Origin of the sequence: Novosphingobium resinovorum, from assembly GCF_027922145.1 — a bacterium.
In the GTDB taxonomy this organism is placed as follows: domain Bacteria; phylum Pseudomonadota; class Alphaproteobacteria; order Sphingomonadales; family Sphingomonadaceae; genus Novosphingobium; species Novosphingobium resinovorum.
Genome location: NZ_BSFC01000008.1, coordinates 24,800 through 39,695, shown reverse-complemented (window position 1 = coordinate 39,695; position 14,896 = coordinate 24,800). Strand labels below are relative to the sequence as shown.

Annotated in this window: 14 protein-coding genes; 13 read left to right on the top strand and 1 reads right to left on the bottom strand. The window is 65.7% G+C overall.

Annotated features, from left to right (window positions below; genetic code table 11):
* Positions 1-6: 6 nt before the first annotated feature.
* The 11 genes from PKE80_RS04500 (at position 7) to PKE80_RS04450 (ending at position 10,095) form a co-directional block, all read left to right on the top strand.
* Positions 7-1,446 (top strand): aldehyde dehydrogenase, encoded by a 1,440-nt coding sequence (locus PKE80_RS04500; RefSeq protein ID WP_271181472.1) that lies wholly within the window; start codon positions 7-9, stop codon positions 1,444-1,446.
* A 299-nt stretch (positions 1,447-1,745) separates the two neighbouring features.
* Positions 1,746-2,423: a TetR/AcrR family transcriptional regulator gene (locus PKE80_RS04495; protein WP_036525245.1), complete on the top strand. Its 678-nt coding sequence runs from the start codon at positions 1,746-1,748 to the stop codon at positions 2,421-2,423.
* A 59-nt stretch (positions 2,424-2,482) separates the two neighbouring features.
* Positions 2,483-3,691, top strand: a complete 1,209-nt coding sequence (locus PKE80_RS04490) for a phosphotransferase family protein (protein WP_271181471.1) — start codon at positions 2,483-2,485, stop codon at positions 3,689-3,691.
* On the top strand, positions 3,688-4,197 hold the full coding sequence (locus PKE80_RS04485; RefSeq protein ID WP_271181470.1) for a hypothetical protein: 510 nt from the start codon (positions 3,688-3,690) through the stop codon (positions 4,195-4,197). The genes PKE80_RS04490 and PKE80_RS04485 overlap by 4 nt, the downstream gene beginning before the upstream one ends.
* Positions 4,190-5,374, top strand: a complete 1,185-nt coding sequence (locus tag PKE80_RS04480) for a phosphotransferase family protein (RefSeq protein WP_271181469.1) — start codon at positions 4,190-4,192, stop codon at positions 5,372-5,374. Before PKE80_RS04485 ends, PKE80_RS04480 begins: the two co-directional genes overlap by 8 nt.
* Positions 5,364-5,903 (top strand): hypothetical protein, encoded by a 540-nt coding sequence (locus tag PKE80_RS04475; RefSeq protein WP_271181468.1) that lies wholly within the window; start codon positions 5,364-5,366, stop codon positions 5,901-5,903. The genes PKE80_RS04480 and PKE80_RS04475 overlap by 11 nt, the downstream gene beginning before the upstream one ends.
* Positions 5,900-6,616, top strand: coding sequence for an NAD(P)H-dependent oxidoreductase (locus PKE80_RS04470; RefSeq protein ID WP_036525239.1), 717 nt, complete (start codon positions 5,900-5,902; stop codon positions 6,614-6,616). Before PKE80_RS04475 ends, PKE80_RS04470 begins: the two co-directional genes overlap by 4 nt.
* Positions 6,613-7,404 carry an enoyl-CoA hydratase/isomerase family protein gene (locus PKE80_RS04465; protein WP_271181467.1) on the top strand — a complete coding sequence of 264 codons (792 nt, stop codon included), beginning with the start codon at positions 6,613-6,615 and terminating at the stop codon, positions 7,402-7,404. Before PKE80_RS04470 ends, PKE80_RS04465 begins: the two co-directional genes overlap by 4 nt.
* A 16-nt stretch (positions 7,405-7,420) precedes the next feature.
* Entirely contained in the window at positions 7,421-8,602 is a 1,182-nt protein-coding gene (locus tag PKE80_RS04460; RefSeq protein ID WP_271181466.1) for a phosphotransferase family protein, read from the top strand.
* On the top strand, positions 8,599-9,111 hold the full coding sequence (locus tag PKE80_RS04455; RefSeq protein ID WP_271181465.1) for a hypothetical protein: 513 nt from the start codon (positions 8,599-8,601) through the stop codon (positions 9,109-9,111). Before PKE80_RS04460 ends, PKE80_RS04455 begins: the two co-directional genes overlap by 4 nt.
* A gap of 15 nt (positions 9,112-9,126) precedes the next feature.
* Positions 9,127-10,095: a DUF7064 domain-containing protein gene (locus PKE80_RS04450; RefSeq protein ID WP_271181464.1), complete on the top strand. Its 969-nt coding sequence runs from the start codon at positions 9,127-9,129 to the stop codon at positions 10,093-10,095.
* Between the two features lie 74 nt (positions 10,096-10,169).
* Here the strand turns inward: PKE80_RS04450 and PKE80_RS04445 are convergent, their stop codons facing one another.
* Positions 10,170-10,925 carry an SDR family NAD(P)-dependent oxidoreductase gene (locus PKE80_RS04445; protein WP_036525234.1) on the bottom strand — a complete coding sequence of 252 codons (756 nt, stop codon included), beginning with the start codon at positions 10,923-10,925 and terminating at the stop codon, positions 10,170-10,172.
* 282 nt (positions 10,926-11,207) lie between these two features.
* Between PKE80_RS04445 and PKE80_RS04440 the strand changes: the two genes are divergently transcribed.
* Together PKE80_RS04440 and PKE80_RS04435 are read left to right on the top strand one after the other, a co-directional pair.
* On the top strand, positions 11,208-12,323 hold the full coding sequence (locus PKE80_RS04440) for an alkane 1-monooxygenase (RefSeq protein WP_271181463.1): 1,116 nt from the start codon (positions 11,208-11,210) through the stop codon (positions 12,321-12,323).
* A gap of 216 nt (positions 12,324-12,539) precedes the next feature.
* Positions 12,540-14,891 (top strand): TonB-dependent receptor, encoded by a 2,352-nt coding sequence (locus PKE80_RS04435; protein WP_271181462.1) that lies wholly within the window; start codon positions 12,540-12,542, stop codon positions 14,889-14,891.
* Positions 14,892-14,896: the final 5 nt, after the last annotated feature.

Below are 14,896 nucleotides of genomic sequence, written 5' to 3'. Positions count from 1 at the left end.
ACCACGATGACGATATCCAAGGACGCCTTCTTCATCGGCAACCAGTGGGTTTCCCCCGCCAGTGACCGCCGCTTCACGCTGGTAAACGCCTCAACTGGAGAGGAATACGGCAGCGCGCCCGAAGCAGTCGAGGCCGACGTTGATGTGGCGGTGGCTGCAGCGCGCAAGGCTTTCGAAAGCTCGGGCTGGACCGATGCCAGCCCGGCGGATCGCGCGACGGTCATGCAGCGCTTCGTCGCCGCCGTCGCGGCGCGGGGGGATGAGATCGCCCGCACCGTCAGTGCGCAGAACGGCATGCCGATCGGTCTCAGCACGCTGCTGGAAGGGCAGTTCGGCGCAGGCGTCGTGCAGTATTACGCGCAGCTTGCCGAAGGCCTCGGCGCGCCTGACGTGCGGCCTTCGCAGATGGGCAAGGAGACGCTGGTGGAGCGTTCCGCCATCGGCGTGGTGGCCGCGATCGTGCCGTGGAACTTCCCGGTGACGCTGGCGCTCAACAAGATCGCTCCGGCCATGGCGGCGGGCTGCACCGTCGTCATCAAGCCTTCACCCGGCACGATCCTCGACAGCTACCTGCTCGCCGAGGCGGCGCTGGAAGCGGGTGTGCCTGCAGGCGTGCTCAACTGGGTCGCGGCCGACCGCGATGTCGGCGCCTACCTCGTCTCGCACCCCGGCATCGACAAGGTCGCCTTCACCGGATCGACCGGCGCGGGCCGGGCGATCGCGCGCACCTGCGGCGAACTGCTGCGCCCGGTCACGCTGGAACTGGGCGGCAAGTCCGCCGCGATCCTGCTCGACGACGTCGATGTCGGCGCGTTCCTGCAGGGCGTGCCGATGGCCAGCATGCTCAACAACGGGCAGGCTTGCTATAACGGCACACGCGTGCTGGCACCGCGTCGCCGCTATGACGAAGTGGTCGGCGCGCTGGCCGAGTTCGCGAACGGACTGGTGGTGGGCGATGCGCTCGATCCGGCGACGCAGGTAGGGCCGATGGCATCGGCCGCACACCGCGACCGGGTGGAAAGCTACATCGGCATCGGCAAGCAGGAGGCGCGCCTTGTCGCGGGTGGTGGCCGTCCGCAGTCGACCAATCAGGGCTGGTTCGTGGAGCCGACCATCTTCGCGGACGTCGACAATGGAGCCCGCATCGCGCAGGAGGAAATCTTCGGCCCGGTGCTTTCCGTGATCCCCTACGACGGCGAGGAAGAAGCCATCCGCATCGCCAATGACAGCGCGTTCGGCCTCGGCGGTTCGGTCTGGAGCGCGGACGGCGATCATGCCACGCAGATCGCTCGCAAGGTGGCCAGCGGCACAGTGGGCGTGAACGGCTACATGCCTTCCCTGGGCGCGCCGTTCGGCGGCATCAAGGCCAGCGGCCTCGGCCGGGAATTCGGGCCTGAGGCGATCGCAGCCTATCAGAACACCAAGTCGATATACGTCATGGCGTGAAGCCTGCGGGCCGGAGATTTCTTGCGGAACCCCTGCGAGAAATCTCCGGCATTTCGAAAACAGATAATAATAAACATATTGACCGAGTTTTTGTAACGTATTACACTTCGAGGCACAGGGTCGAAAAGGACCCGACCTTGGTGATTGAGGAAGCGGAAGCGTTCGCAAATGTTCGCTCCGCTGTCGAAAAGCGAATTACTGTTTGATTGGCCGTGGCAGGAGTTACGATTGCGAAGTCGTGTTCTGGCGCTAACCTTCACACATTGCCTGCATTCCGAAGGTGCTGCCGGGATTCCGAAATGTTGAGAAAGCTGCCGAAAGACCAGCGCAAGGACCTTATCCTCGACAGCGTCGAGGCGCTGATCCTTTCGACATCCAGTACCGACTTCACGATGCACCAGCTGGCCAAGCATGTCGGGATCAGCCCGACGACGTTCTACAACCTGTTCGGATCGAAAGGGACGGTACTCTACAGCCTTCTGAACCGGTGCCTGGATGCGATCATCAGCGGCCGCGAAGCGGATGTTTCGGAGAAGGACCCGGTCCTCTACGCCATACACACCATGACGTTCGCGGCGGAACTCTTCGTGGAGCGGCCGGGTCTCTATCGCCCGCTCTACAAGTTCCAGCTGGGCGAGCGCGACATGGGTGCGCGGCCGGTCTACCTCGACCGCGCTTTGGACTTCTGGCGTCGCAGTCTCGCAGGACTGGTCGAGCGCGGTTACTTGTCCGACCATCCGAGCGATGGATCGTTTTCGCGTGACGATGTCGCACTGGCATTGCTGACGCACAGTTCCGGCGTGATCGACCTGTGGGTCCAGGAAGATTTGGACGATGCCGAATTCGTGGCCCGCATGACGCACGATGCCGCATTGATCGTCTATGGCATCGTGTCCGACGAAGACCGCAGGACGATAGCTGCGATAGTCCGGCAAGTCCGGCCGAATATCAGGGACTTCTCTTTCCTCAAGTCTTGATCGTGATCTGCCGGTGCCTGGCGCCGGATAATAACAGATAGAGATACATGGGAGAATGTATGACCGAAAGGTTCGGCGGGGATTCCCGCGTCGTACAACTGTGCCCGGATCATGCGCGGCATCGCGCCGCCGATCCGAACGACCAGGACCCCACGCTCGCGCATATGCTGGATGGTCGGGCGGCGAAGCTGGCGTCATCCGATTATCATCCTGTCGCGATCGACGACATCACCGAGCGGCTCACGCGCCTGTTCGCGCAGAACCTCCATCCTGCTGCGAAGGTAAGCGGCCTGCGCAGGCTGGCAGGGGGCGCGTCCAAGGAACAGTTTCTCTTCACGCTGGACGCGCCGTGCATAGAGGGCAGCGAACAGCTCGTGGTCAGGATGGACCCGACCGACGGCGTGCTGGAAACGAGCCGACAGCGCGAGTTCGAGATCCTGGAAGCCATGCAGGGCGTGGTTCCGGTGCCCCGTCCCCGCTTTCTGGATCATGAAGGGACATGGCTCGGCGCTTCCGGGATGATAACCTCGTTCGAGCAGGGCAGCACCAAGCCGCCGCAGGCGGGCGCAGGCGTGTCGGGCCTTGGCACCGGCTTCACGCCGCAATGGCGCGAGCGGCTCGGACCGCAGTTCCTCCGGCTGATGGCGGCGATCCATCGCTTCGATTTCAGGGCGGCAGGATTGCGGCACTTCGCCATTCCCGATGCGGACCCGTTCCAGGCCGCGCGCCAACGCGTCAACTTGTGGGCGCGGGTCTGGCGGGAGGGGGCCTATGCGCCGATCCCGGGCTTTGCGGTCGTCGAATCCTGGCTGCGCAGCAACCTGCCCGCCGCGCGGGAGCTCGTTCTCGTCCACGGGGACTTCCGTACTGGGAATTACCTGTTCGACGGCGACAGCGGCGAAATCACCGCGATCCTTGACTGGGAACTCGCCCATGTCGGCGACTATCACGAGGATCTGGCATGGTCGCTGGTCGAAATCTTCGGCGCGCGCGACGAACAGGGGCGCTACTTGTGCTCCAACCTCATGACCGTCGAGGATTTCATCGGCGGCTACGAGCGCGAGACGGGACGCATCGTCGATCGCGACACTTTGCGCTTCTACCGCATCCTGCTGTCGTGGAGCGTAGTGGCGATGGCGAGCAGCGGCCTGACAGCGGCGGCCAACCGGCATAACCACCAGGACATCCTGCTGACCTGGCTGTCGATGGTCACGCACCCTTTGCTCGACGAGATCACGCGCCTGATGCTTGAGGAGAAGGCGGCATGAACCCCGGTTTCGAAGTGCGCCTGTCCAGCATGCGCCGCGCGCTGGCGACGGTCATCATGCCCGCGATCGACCCCGGCAATCCGCTGGCGCAGGAGCAGGCCGGGCTGATGCTCGCGCATATCGGCATGCTGGAGGCGCAGTGGGACAAACTGGAGGACTACGCGCGCCTGTGCATGCAGGATCTGGTCGAGGTCTCCGGCAGGATCGACGCGGCGGGAGGGCCCGAAACCCTTGCCGCAGCCGCTGGACTGGCGGCCCTCGCCGGAAAGCCTCCCGTGCGCGGCGAAGTCGCCTACCGCGCCTTGTCCGAAGCGCTGGAAGAGTTGGTCCGCGCCGCTGATCGGGACGGCGACGCGCACTTTCGCCGAGCGCTGCACCGCGAAGTCCTGCTGCATGCAAACCGTCAGGCCGCCCGGGACCGGGCTTGGTTCGCGGCCTGCGGCTTCGACGTGAACACCGCCGATCTGCCCTCCATCGAGAAATTGATCGGGCGCTGCGATGGATAGCAAGCAGCATCCCACCCGCGAGTGGATCGATGCGCTGCGCCTGCGCTATCCGACCGAACGCACCATCGATCAGGCGCTTACCCGAAAGCTGCAGGCGCGTTCCGGCCCACCTTACGTGCCTAGTCCGGTCAGCGAGATCGCGACAAGGCTGGAACGCTTCTTCGCGCACGCCATGCCGGGCGCCCGGGTCTCCCAAGTCGCGCCGCTGGGCGGTGGGGCGTCGAAGGAGCAGTTCAGTTTCACGCTGGCACAACCGGACGGAACCGAGGCGCGCCATGTCCTTCGGCGCGAACCGCCCGAATCCGTCGTCGAGACACACCGCCTGCGCGAATTCCAGATGATGCGCGCGATGGCCGGTACGGTGCCGGTGCCCGATGCGCCCTGGGTAGACGCGGAGGGGCAATGGTTCGACCGTCCGGCGATGATCTCCCGGTTTGTCGAGGGCGTGACCAAGGCGCCGGGCTCGGGCGGCAACGTCACCGGGCTGGGCACCGGGTTCTCGTCCGAACTGCAGGATGCGCTAGGCGGACAGTTCGTCGATCTACTGGCGCGGATACATCAATTCGACTGGCAGTCGGCCGATCTCTACGCCTTCGATCGGCCGGAGCCCAACAGCACCGCCGGGGTCCATCAGGTCATCAACTGGTGGGAACGGATATGGGAGGAAGACTCGTTCGAGCCGATGCCCATCATCCGCTACACCGCGCAGTGGCTGCGCGCCAATGCGCCACCGATCGAGCGAGTGGTGGTGATCCACCATGACTTTCGCGCCGGCAACTTCCTGTTCGATCCCGCCACCGCGCAAGTGACGGCGGTTCTCGACTGGGAACTGGCCCACCTCGGCGATTACCACGAAGACCTCGCCTGGACGCTGCAGGAAGGTTACGGCTATCGCGATGCCCAAGGGCGCTTCATCGTCTGCGGCCTGATCGAGCAGGCCGAGTTCCTGGAGCGTTACGAACGGGCCACGGGCTTCCCGGTCGATCCGCGCAAGATCGCCTACTACAGCGTCATGAACACCTGGAAGTCGGCGATCATCGTCCTCGCCACCGGCATCCGCTGTGTGATCGGCGGCAAGAGCCATCAGGACATACTGCTGACATGGCTGGCGGGCTTCGGCCATGTCTGCGTCGATACGCTTCTACAGCATCTGGAAAGGGCCGAGAATGGTTCCTGACACACCCTTGCGCCTCGCCGCCGTGCAGAAGGCGCTGGAGGACATCGTCGCACCGGTCCTGCCGCCCGACGCCGATTTCGCGCGTGAGCAACTGGCGCTGATCGTCCGATCGCTGGCGCTGGTGCGCAAGCAGATCCCCCAGGAATACGCCTTCCACGTACACGATGCGCATGACTTCAGCGCCTTCGGCAGCGAAGTGGCCGCGTGCCTGCCCGATGCGCACCCCGTGCGCGGCGAACTCACGCAGGCCATCGAGGACGTGCGCGCGATTGCCCCGCCGGTGGTGCCTGACCGCACCGCTCTGGAGCAGGCGGTCAGGGCCTTGCGCGGTGCGATCGAGACCGCCGTGCAGCAGGCCGGAGAAGACGCTGCCACCTTGCGCGCGATCGGACCGGTGGTGCTGGAACACACCCGCAGGCAGACGTTGCTCGAACGCGCCTGGGTGGCCGACACCGGCTTCGACCGCGACCCGGCGAGCCTGCCCCTGCCCGAAACCATCCTCTACAGCGCCGGAGAGACGCCGCGATGAAAGCCCATCTCGTTCACGCCCATTCTGAGGGCGATTCCTTCGTCACCGCCATGAAGACCGTCATCGCTTCGCAGCTTGAGGCGGACGGTCACGAAGTCACGATTTCCGACCTCTACGCCAAGCGCTTCAACCCGGTCGCCTCGCCCGCCGACTTCGGCAGCCGCCGCGACGATGAGCGCCTCGTCTACGCGCTGGAGCAGCGCCACGGCTACGAAAGCGGCACGCTGGCACCCGATATCCTCGAAGAGATCGAACCGGTTCTGGCCGCCGACCTGCTGGTGTTCACCTTCCCGATCTACTGGTTCGGCGCACCCGCGATTCTGAAGGGCTGGTTCGACCGGGTGATGCTGTCGGGCGTCTGCTATGGCGGAAAGCGCCTCTACGGACGCGGCGGACTGGCCGGGAAGCGCAGTTTCGCGGCCATGAGCCTGGGCGGGCGCGAGAACATGTTCGGCGCGCAAGGCGTGCACGGCGAACTGGTCACCGGCATGATGCGGCATTTCTTCCAGGGCACGCTGGGCTATGTCGGCACCAGCGTGCTGGAGCCCTTCGTCGGCTACAACGTGCCTTATATCGGCGAGCCGGCGCGGGCAGCCCTGCTGGACGATTTGCGCGGCGTCGTGGCGCAGATCGACCGTCGCCCGGTGCTCGCCGTGCCGGACCTGAACGCCTTCGACGACAGGCTGGCGCCGCTGGCGAGTGTCGAGGCATGAGCTACGAGACGATGCGCCTCGACGTGCAGGGCGGCATCGCCGCGCTGACGTTCACCAAGGCCGAGACCGGCAACCCCATCAACGGCTCATTCTGCCGCGACCTCTATGACGTGGCGGTCGACCTGTCGGAACGCAGCGACGTTCGTGCCGTGCTGATCCGCGCGGAAGGCAGGGCCTTCGGCTATGGCGGCGACATCGCGGGTTTCCTGCCAAGGCTGGACGAACTGCCGCGCCTGATGAAGCAGTGGACCGGCGACTTCCATACCGGAATTCTGCGGCTGCAGCGCCTTGATGCGCCGATCGTGGTGGCGGTCCACGGCGTCTGCGCGGGCGGCATGGTGGCGCTGGCGGCGGGGGCGGACTTCGTGCTGGCGAGCGACCGGGCGCGGTTTGTCTCGGCCTATTCCGGGATCGGGCTGGCCTGCGACGGCGGTGCTTCGCTTTCGCTGGTACACCGCATGGGACGCAGCCATACGCGCCGCTTCCTGATCCTCAACGAGACCTGGGACGCGGCCGCCGCCGCCCGGGCCGGGCTGGTCGACGAAGTGCTGGAAGGCGACGAGGCACTGGCGGCGCGGGCGGAAGAACTCGCCCGCCAGATCGCCACCGGACCGACCCGCGCCATCGGCGAAATCCGCCGCCTGCTGCGTCTCTCGGGCGAAGTCCCGGCGGAGGCGCAGATGGAGGCCGAAGCACAGGCGATGGCCCGCGCCGCCGCCTCTGCCGACGCGCGCGAAGGCATCACCGCCTTCGCTCAGAAACGGCAGCCCGTGTTCACCGGAAAATAGAAAAAGGGAGGGAGTCATGCAGACCCAGGCACAGCGCTTAGCGCAAGAACCGGTGGCCGCGATCGACCGCGATGCGATCGAGCCCCGGCTCCTCGAAATCCTGCTGGCGAAACAGGAACGCCGCAAGCTGGGGCCTTATATCCCTCGAACCGCGGCCGATATCGCGGAAGGGCTCTCGGTCCTGTTCGCCCGCGAAGGCATAGCCGCGCGGGCATGGGGCGTGCGCCGCATGGGGGGAGGGGCCTCAAAGGAGCAGTTCGTCTTCGATGTCGAGGGCGAGATCGACCCCGCCTTCGCCCGCTGCGTGCTGCGCATGGACCCGCGCGAGGGTATCATCGAGACCTGCCGCCGCCGCGAGGCGCAAGTCCTGCGCGCGGTCGCGGGTGTGGTGCCGGTGCCGCCCGTCCTGACCGAGGACGGCGACGGGGAGACGATGGGCCAGCCGCTGATGGTCACCGGCTTCGTCGGCGGCGTGACCAAGCCCAGCGACAGCGGCGCGGGGCCATCGGGGCTGAAGGCGCGGTTCGGGGAAAGCCTCGGGGCTGCGCTGACCTCGCAGTTCATCGGCCATCTCGCCGCCATTCACGCGGTGGATTATCGCGCGGCGGGGCTCGACGATTTCGTCGTTCCCCGGCCCGAAACCACCGACGCGGCGCTTTGGCAGGTCAATTACTGGACCCGCGTGCGGGCGCTGGAGGAAACCGATTCCCTGCCGCTGCTGACGCTGGCCGAGACCTGGCTCTACGACCATCTGCCCGTCTGCGAGCAGCCGGTCCTGCTCCACGGTGACTACCGCGTCGGCAATTTCCTGTTCGACGAGGATCGGCAGGAAATCACCGCGCTGCTGGACTGGGAACTGACGCATATCGGCGATTTCCATGAGGATCTCGCCTATAGTTTCGAGCCGCTGTTCGGCCACCGCGATGCCGACGGCGTGTTCCATGTCGGCTCGATGTTCACCACCGAGCACCTGATTTCGCGCTACGAGGCGCTGACCGGGCGCACGGTGAACCCGGCGACGCTGCACTGGTATCGCGTCCTGACGAGCTACAAGCTGATCGCCATGAACCATTGCTCGTCGATCATCGCGGCGCGCGACGGGACCAACCACCAGAACGCGCTGCTGGCGTTCCTCGCCTCGTGCACGGCCGGGATGTCCGGCACCCTGTGCGAGCTGCTTTCGGGAGAAATGGCATGACACCGGACCCGATCATCCGCCTCGCCAGTGTCGTGCAGACGCTGGAGCATGTCGTTGTTCCGGCAGTCGATTCCGGCAATCTGCTGGCGGTGGAGCAATGCGGCGTGGTGCTCGCGCAACTGCGCATGCTGGAGCGGCACATGCCGCTGATCGGCGCCTATCACGCGCTGTGTCTGACGGACCTGCTGGCCGTGGTCGCCGCGCTGCCGCCGGTCGAGGGCGGACCTGCGGCAGTGGGGGCGCGGCGCGAACTGGCCGGGGTCTGCGCGCAAGTGGACGATCCCGCCGACCCGCGCCTTGCCTTCCACCGCGTCGGCCGCGCGCTGGAGGGGCTGGTGCGCGCGATGGCGCAGGACGGCGAACCCGCCGTGCGGCGCGCCATAGACGCGGCGGTGCTGGCCTTTTCCATCCGGCAGGCGCGGCGGGCGCGTAGCTGGTTTCAGGATGCGGGCTTCGACCACGATGCGGATTCGCTGCCGACCGTGGAGGCCATGGTCGCGGGCAACTGATTGAAGGGATGGCGAATGATTGCCAGGGAACACGCCGAATTCCAGTTCGGCGCCGATGCATCCTACGACTGGTGCGAGACCAACTTCTTCCCGTTTTCGGTGCCCGAAGCCTGCATTTCCGGGAGCATCTACGTGCTTTCGCGGCCGAAGCTGGGCGTGGCGATGGTCGATGTGCTGGTGCAGGACCGCATCGCTCCGGCGTGGGAGGCGCAGGCCTATGTCGACAACCAGCAGCATCTGCCGTGCCCGACCTCGCTGCTGCGTTATGCCTTTTCCAATGGGCTGGCGGTGGAGGCAGTCGCCCCGCTTTCCCATTACCGGATACGCTACGAAGGTATCGACGATACCGCATTCGAACTTGATTTTCAGGCACTTATGGCGCCGTTCGACATGAACGACCCGGCGATGGACCCGATGGCGGCGGGCCGCATCGGCGCGGGCTGGGGAGGGGCGGCGTTCTCCGGGCACTACGAGATCACCGGCCGGATCACCGGACGCCTGCGGCTGCGCGGGCGCGATTACGCGGTCGATTGCGTCGATACGCTGGACCGCAGCTGGGGGCCGCGCAAGGAACGGGACAACGGCAATGCCACCTGGATTCACGGCTCTTTCGCGGAAAAGCTGACGGTTCACGCCTTCCTCGGCCTCGATCCGGCGGCGCGGTCGGGCTTCGGCCCGCTCATCAGCGGCTACGTGCTGGAGGACGGCGTGGTCAGCGGTCTTGTCTCCGCGCAAGGGGCGGTGGAGCGCCACGCCGGGCTGCCGATGTCCAACCACCTGCAGGTGGAGGATGCGCTGGGGCGGCGGCATGAACTGACGGCGGCGGCGATCAACGGGTGCGTCTGGGCGCCGTTCCCCTCGATGGTCTATGCGCAGAGCTTCATGCGCTGGAACTGCGCGGGAATGCTGGGTTTCGGGGTGCAGCAGGACGTGCTGAGCCGCTCTTACCTGACCCGGAACCGGGATGCACTCAACGGCACCTAGAGGTACCACAAGGGTGCCACAGCCATATCTGAAGTGCCTCCCCGTGCGTGCGTAACGCGCGGGGAGGCACTGCGTCACTGGGTCATGAAGATGCCGCCATCGACGGCGATGTTCTGGCCGTTGATATAGCCGCCGTCCGGACCGGAAAGCCACAGCGCGGCGCCGGCGATGTCGCCCGGTTGCTGCGGCCGGGCGATCGTGCGCATCGAGGCCGCGGTGCCTTCGAAGGCGGCGTGCTGGTCGGCGTTGGCGACCGCGTTGTCCGAGTGGGTGTAGCCCGGCGAGATCGAGTTCACCAGGATCCCGCTCTGCGTCGCGCCGAGTTCGCGCGCCATCGCGCGCGTCATAGCGCCGAGCGCGCCCTTGGATGCGACATAGTGCAGCATGAAGGGGATGCCGAGGTTGGCGATGACCGAGGCGATGTTGATGATCCTGCCGCCGCCGGCGGCACGCATCGCAGGCAGCACCGCGCGGGCGCAGAGCCAGGGGCCCATGACGTTGACGTCCATGATGCGGCGCCACGCATCGACCTCGATCGCTTCCATCGGGGTGTAGTTGAGGCCGGTGAAGATGCCTGCATTGTTGACGAGAATGTCGATGCCGCCGAACCGGTCGGTCACCGCCCGTGCCATCGATTCGGTGCTGGCCTTGTCGGCGACGTCGGTGGCGACGCCGAAGGCATTGGCGCCCAGCGCGGCAGCGGCGTCCTCGGCGCCCTTGATGTCGGCGATCGCGACTTGCGCGCCTTCGGCCAGGAATCGCTCGACGATGGCGCGGCCGATGCCGGTCGCGCCGCCCGTGACGATGGCGGTCTTTCCTTTGAGTATCATGCAGTTCTCTCCCTTGTCGTCCCTGTGGGACGTATCGGCCCTGCGCCTTGCCGGGGAATCGATCCCGCAAGGCGCCGCGCGGCGCAGTCTGGACTGCGTATAAATTTTACGCAATATTGATAAATCAGTTGACGGTCATCATCTGTAATGTAATACATTCCACTACAGCGACGCCGATGGCCCACAGGGGAAATGTCCCCGCGCCGAAACCCGGCATGCTCCGCGTAAGAAATACCAGACACAAAATATAAAAATAAATCCTATGAAATGTAGGAGAGGAACATGTCCAGTATTCGCTACTATGTAGCGGCGCTCGTCCAGCTATGTACATATGCCGGATTCGCGTTGGGAGGGTATTGGGTCTGGACGGGAATTGCGTCCCTGCCGGCCCTCGCTCTATTAGACAGCATTCTGCCGGACGATCTTTCCGCGCGCCGGATGAAGCGCGGTTTCGCGGCCGATCTGCCTGTGTGGCTGGCGACATTCCTGGCTCCGGGGCTCTACGTAGCCGCCGCCTTCTGGGTGGTCCGCGCACCCGATGCCACCGCGGGTCAGTACATCGGTGTCATTCTTTCACTCGGCTGGCTTTCGGTGGTGCCGCTGGTGCCGTCCAGCCACGAGCTTTACCACCAGCGCGGCAAGCTGCGCCGTTTCGTCGGCCGCTATGCGCAAGTCTGCTACCTCGACTGCACGCGCGAGATCGCGCATGTCGTGGGGCACCATATCCATGTCGCGACCGTGAAGGACGGCGATACCGCGCCGCGCGGCACATCGCTTTACGGCTTCACCGTGCGCGCCGTGCTTTCCAGCACGATCGAGGCGCTGACGACCGAGAGCGACGGCCTTGCCGCACAGGGCAAGGGGCGCTGGTCGATCGGCCACCGGCTCTACAAGGCGCTGCTGGCGCAGGCGATCTTCCAGGCGATCCTCTTCGCGGTCGGCGGGTGGCGCGCCAATGCGGTGGCGCTGGCGGGCATGATCGTCGCGCGCTTCTGGATCGAGAGCTTCAACTACTTCCAGCACTACGGCCTGGTCCGGCTGGAGGACGGCCCGATCGCGCGGCGCCATGTGTGGAACCACTTGCGCCCGCTCTCGCGCCTGATCGGCTTCGAGATCACCAACCACGCCGATCACCACACCAACAGTTTCGCGGCCTATCACGAACTGGTCCCGGACCGGCAGTGGATCCGCATGCCGAGCGTGTTCGTGTGCTTCTTCTCGGCCCTGATCCCGCCCTTGTGGCACAACCTCATCATCAAGCCCGCGCTGCGCCGCTGGGACAACGAACTGGCCAGCCCCGAAGAACGCGAACTGGCCCGCGAACAGAACCGCCGCGCCGGCTGGCCCGACTGGTTCGACGGGCAGGGCGACAAGGCCGGAGCCGCGCTGACGGCTTAAGCGATCCGCCCCCCATCCTGCCCCATGGCTCCCCCCTGTTTCCGCTCATGCTGAGCTTGTCGAAGCACAGGCAGCCTATCGCCGCGCTTCGGGGCCTTCGACAGGCTCAGGCTGAGCGGGATTGGAGGGAGGTGTTCGGGCGGAAAGCAGAGGGATCAATCGCTCTTCTGATTACCAAGTAAAAATAAAACCAGAACAAAGTATTGGGAGAACATCATGAACAGAGCATTCGCGTGCAACGGGCGTTTCGCCCGGCTTCTTCTTGCGTCCAGCGCCCTTGCGCCGATGCCGGGCTGGGCGCAAACTGCCGAGCCGCAGGCCAGCGAAACCGCGCCGCCGACGTCTTCCGGCATCGCCGAGATCATCGTGACGGCGCAGAAGCGCTCGCAGTCGATCAACGAAGTGCCGCTGTCGATTACCGCGGCCTCGGGCGAGCAACTGCTTCAGGCGGGGATTTCCAGCACCGCCGACCTCGCCAAGATCGTGCCGGGCCTGACCGCGCAGCCGTCGCCGTTCAACACCCCTATCTACACCTTGCGCGGCATCGGCTTCGTCGAGTTCTCGCTCGCCACGCCGCCGACCGTGGCGGTCTATACCGATGAAGTGCCGCTGCCGTTCAGCGCAATGACCAAGGCTGCCGCGCTCGACGTGGCGCGGGTCGAGGTGCTCAAGGGTCCGCAGGGCACGCTGTTCGGCCAGAACACCACCGGCGGCGCGATCAACTTCGTGGCCGCCAAGCCGACGCAGGATTTCCAGGCGGGCGCCGATCTCAGCTATTCGCGCTTCGACACGATCGATGCGCAAGGCTTCGTCAGCGGGCCGATCACGCCCAACCTGCTGGCGCGCTTCTCGGCCCGCGCCATCCGCAGCGGGCCGTGGCAGAAGAGCAGCAGCAGCGGCGACGAACTGGGCAACCGGCGCGAGACGCAGGCCCGCCTGCTGCTCGACTGGCAGCCGACCGATACGCTGAAGGTGGCGCTCAACGTCAACGGCTGGCTCGACAAATCGGACTCGCAGGCGCCGCAGCGCACCGAGACCTTCATCAGCGCGCCCGGCAATCCCAACGAGGCGCCGATCCGCGCCCTGCCGCCGCAGCCGCTGACCTCGCGCTCGGCCGACTGGACCACCGACCTGTTCCCGCTGAAGCACGACGACCGCTTCGTCCAGGCGAGCCTGCGCGTCGATTACGACCTGAGCGATACGGTCACGCTCACCTCGATCTCGGCCTACAATCACTATCGCACCGAGTCCTTCCAGGACTACGACGCGACGCCGCTGCAGATCGCCGACATCCTGACCGACGGCAAAGTCACCTCGCTGTCGCAGGAACTGCGCCTGACCGGCACGAGTGCGGGGCTGCGCTGGATCGTCGGCGCCAATTACCAGCGCGACAAGACGCGCGATCACGCGACCTATTACGCCACCGATGCGACGACGCACTACGTCGGGCCGATGGAAGGCGGCAACGTCTCTCCGGTCAACGATTCCCTCATCAAGACGGCGGCGCTTTTCGCCAATGTCGAGTACGAGGTGATCCCGAACCTGACGGTGCAGGCGGGGCTGCGCTATACCGACAGCCGCCGCGACAACGCCAGCTGCGCGCTCGTCGGTCCGGGGCCGGGCGGCAACGAGAGCTTCGCGCCGATCTTCGAATTCCTGCAAACGCTGATCCGCCCCGGACAGCCGGTGGTGCCGATCGCCGAGGGCCAGTGCTATTCGCTGACCGCCGAGGGCTTTCCGCTCATCACCCCGCTCAAGGCCAAGCTGAACGAGGACAACCTGTCGTGGCGGGCGGGCGTCAATTACAAGACCGGCAATCGCGGGCTGATCTACGCCACCGTCAGCCGGGGCTACAAGGCAGGCAGCTTCCCGACCGTCGCGCCCGCCACCGCCAAGGAACTGGCGCCGGTCGCGCAGGAATCGATCACCGCTTACGAAGTGGGCTTCAAGCAACCGCTGTTCGACCATGCGGTGCAGCTGAACGGCGCGGTGTTCTACTATGATTACAAGGACAAGCAGCTGCGCGGGCGTATCCTCGACCAGATATTCGGGCCGCTCGACGCGCTGGTGCAGGTGCCCAAGTCGCGGGTGAAGGGCGCCGAACTCGAAGTGGTGATCCAGCCTGCGGACGGCCTGCACCTGAACGTGGCGGGGACCTATCTCGATACCGAGATCACGCGGTTCACGGGCTTCAACCAGTCGGGCGAGCTGGCGGACTTTTCGGGCGCGCGCTTCCCGTTCTCGCCCAAGTGGTCGGTGGTGGCGGATGCGGGGTATGATTTCCCGCTGACGGCCTCGATGCAGGGCTTCGTCGGGGCCTCGGCGAACTACAACAGCCGCACCACCGCGAGCATCGGCGACATCCCGCAGCTGGAAATCCGGGCCTATACGCTGGTCGACCTGCGCGCCGGTGTGCACGCGCCGGACGACAGCTGGCGCTTCTCGGTATGGGGCCGCAACGTCTTCAACAAGTACTACTGGACCAGCGCGTTCCAGACCCAGGACGTCTACGTCCGCTACACCGGCCGCCCCGCGACCTACGGCGCCACCTTCAGCTACCGTTTTTAAGGAGA

Bases quoted from the DNA above. Each gene is read 5' to 3' on its own strand.
- PKE80_RS04470 (WP_036525239.1), top strand. From the start codon at position 5,900: ATGAAAGCCCATCTCGTTCACGCCCATTCTGAGGGCGATTCCTTCGTC.
- PKE80_RS04485 (WP_271181470.1), top strand. From the start codon at position 3,688: ATGAACCCCGGTTTCGAAGTGCGCCTGTCCAGCATGCGCCGCGCGCTG.
- PKE80_RS04435 (WP_271181462.1), top strand. From the start codon at position 12,540: ATGAACAGAGCATTCGCGTGCAACGGGCGTTTCGCCCGGCTTCTTCTT.
- PKE80_RS04495 (WP_036525245.1), top strand. From the start codon at position 1,746: ATGTTGAGAAAGCTGCCGAAAGACCAGCGCAAGGACCTTATCCTCGAC.
- PKE80_RS04490 (WP_271181471.1), top strand. From the start codon at position 2,483: ATGACCGAAAGGTTCGGCGGGGATTCCCGCGTCGTACAACTGTGCCCG.
- PKE80_RS04440 (WP_271181463.1), top strand. From the start codon at position 11,208: ATGTCCAGTATTCGCTACTATGTAGCGGCGCTCGTCCAGCTATGTACA.
- PKE80_RS04445 (WP_036525234.1), bottom strand. From the start codon at position 10,925: ATGATACTCAAAGGAAAGACCGCCATCGTCACGGGCGGCGCGACCGGC.
- PKE80_RS04455 (WP_271181465.1), top strand. From the start codon at position 8,599: ATGACACCGGACCCGATCATCCGCCTCGCCAGTGTCGTGCAGACGCTG.
- PKE80_RS04475 (WP_271181468.1), top strand. From the start codon at position 5,364: ATGGTTCCTGACACACCCTTGCGCCTCGCCGCCGTGCAGAAGGCGCTG.
- PKE80_RS04500 (WP_271181472.1), top strand. From the start codon at position 7: ATGACGATATCCAAGGACGCCTTCTTCATCGGCAACCAGTGGGTTTCC.
- PKE80_RS04460 (WP_271181466.1), top strand. From the start codon at position 7,421: ATGCAGACCCAGGCACAGCGCTTAGCGCAAGAACCGGTGGCCGCGATC.
- PKE80_RS04450 (WP_271181464.1), top strand. From the start codon at position 9,127: ATGATTGCCAGGGAACACGCCGAATTCCAGTTCGGCGCCGATGCATCC.
- PKE80_RS04480 (WP_271181469.1), top strand. From the start codon at position 4,190: ATGGATAGCAAGCAGCATCCCACCCGCGAGTGGATCGATGCGCTGCGC.
- PKE80_RS04465 (WP_271181467.1), top strand. From the start codon at position 6,613: ATGAGCTACGAGACGATGCGCCTCGACGTGCAGGGCGGCATCGCCGCG.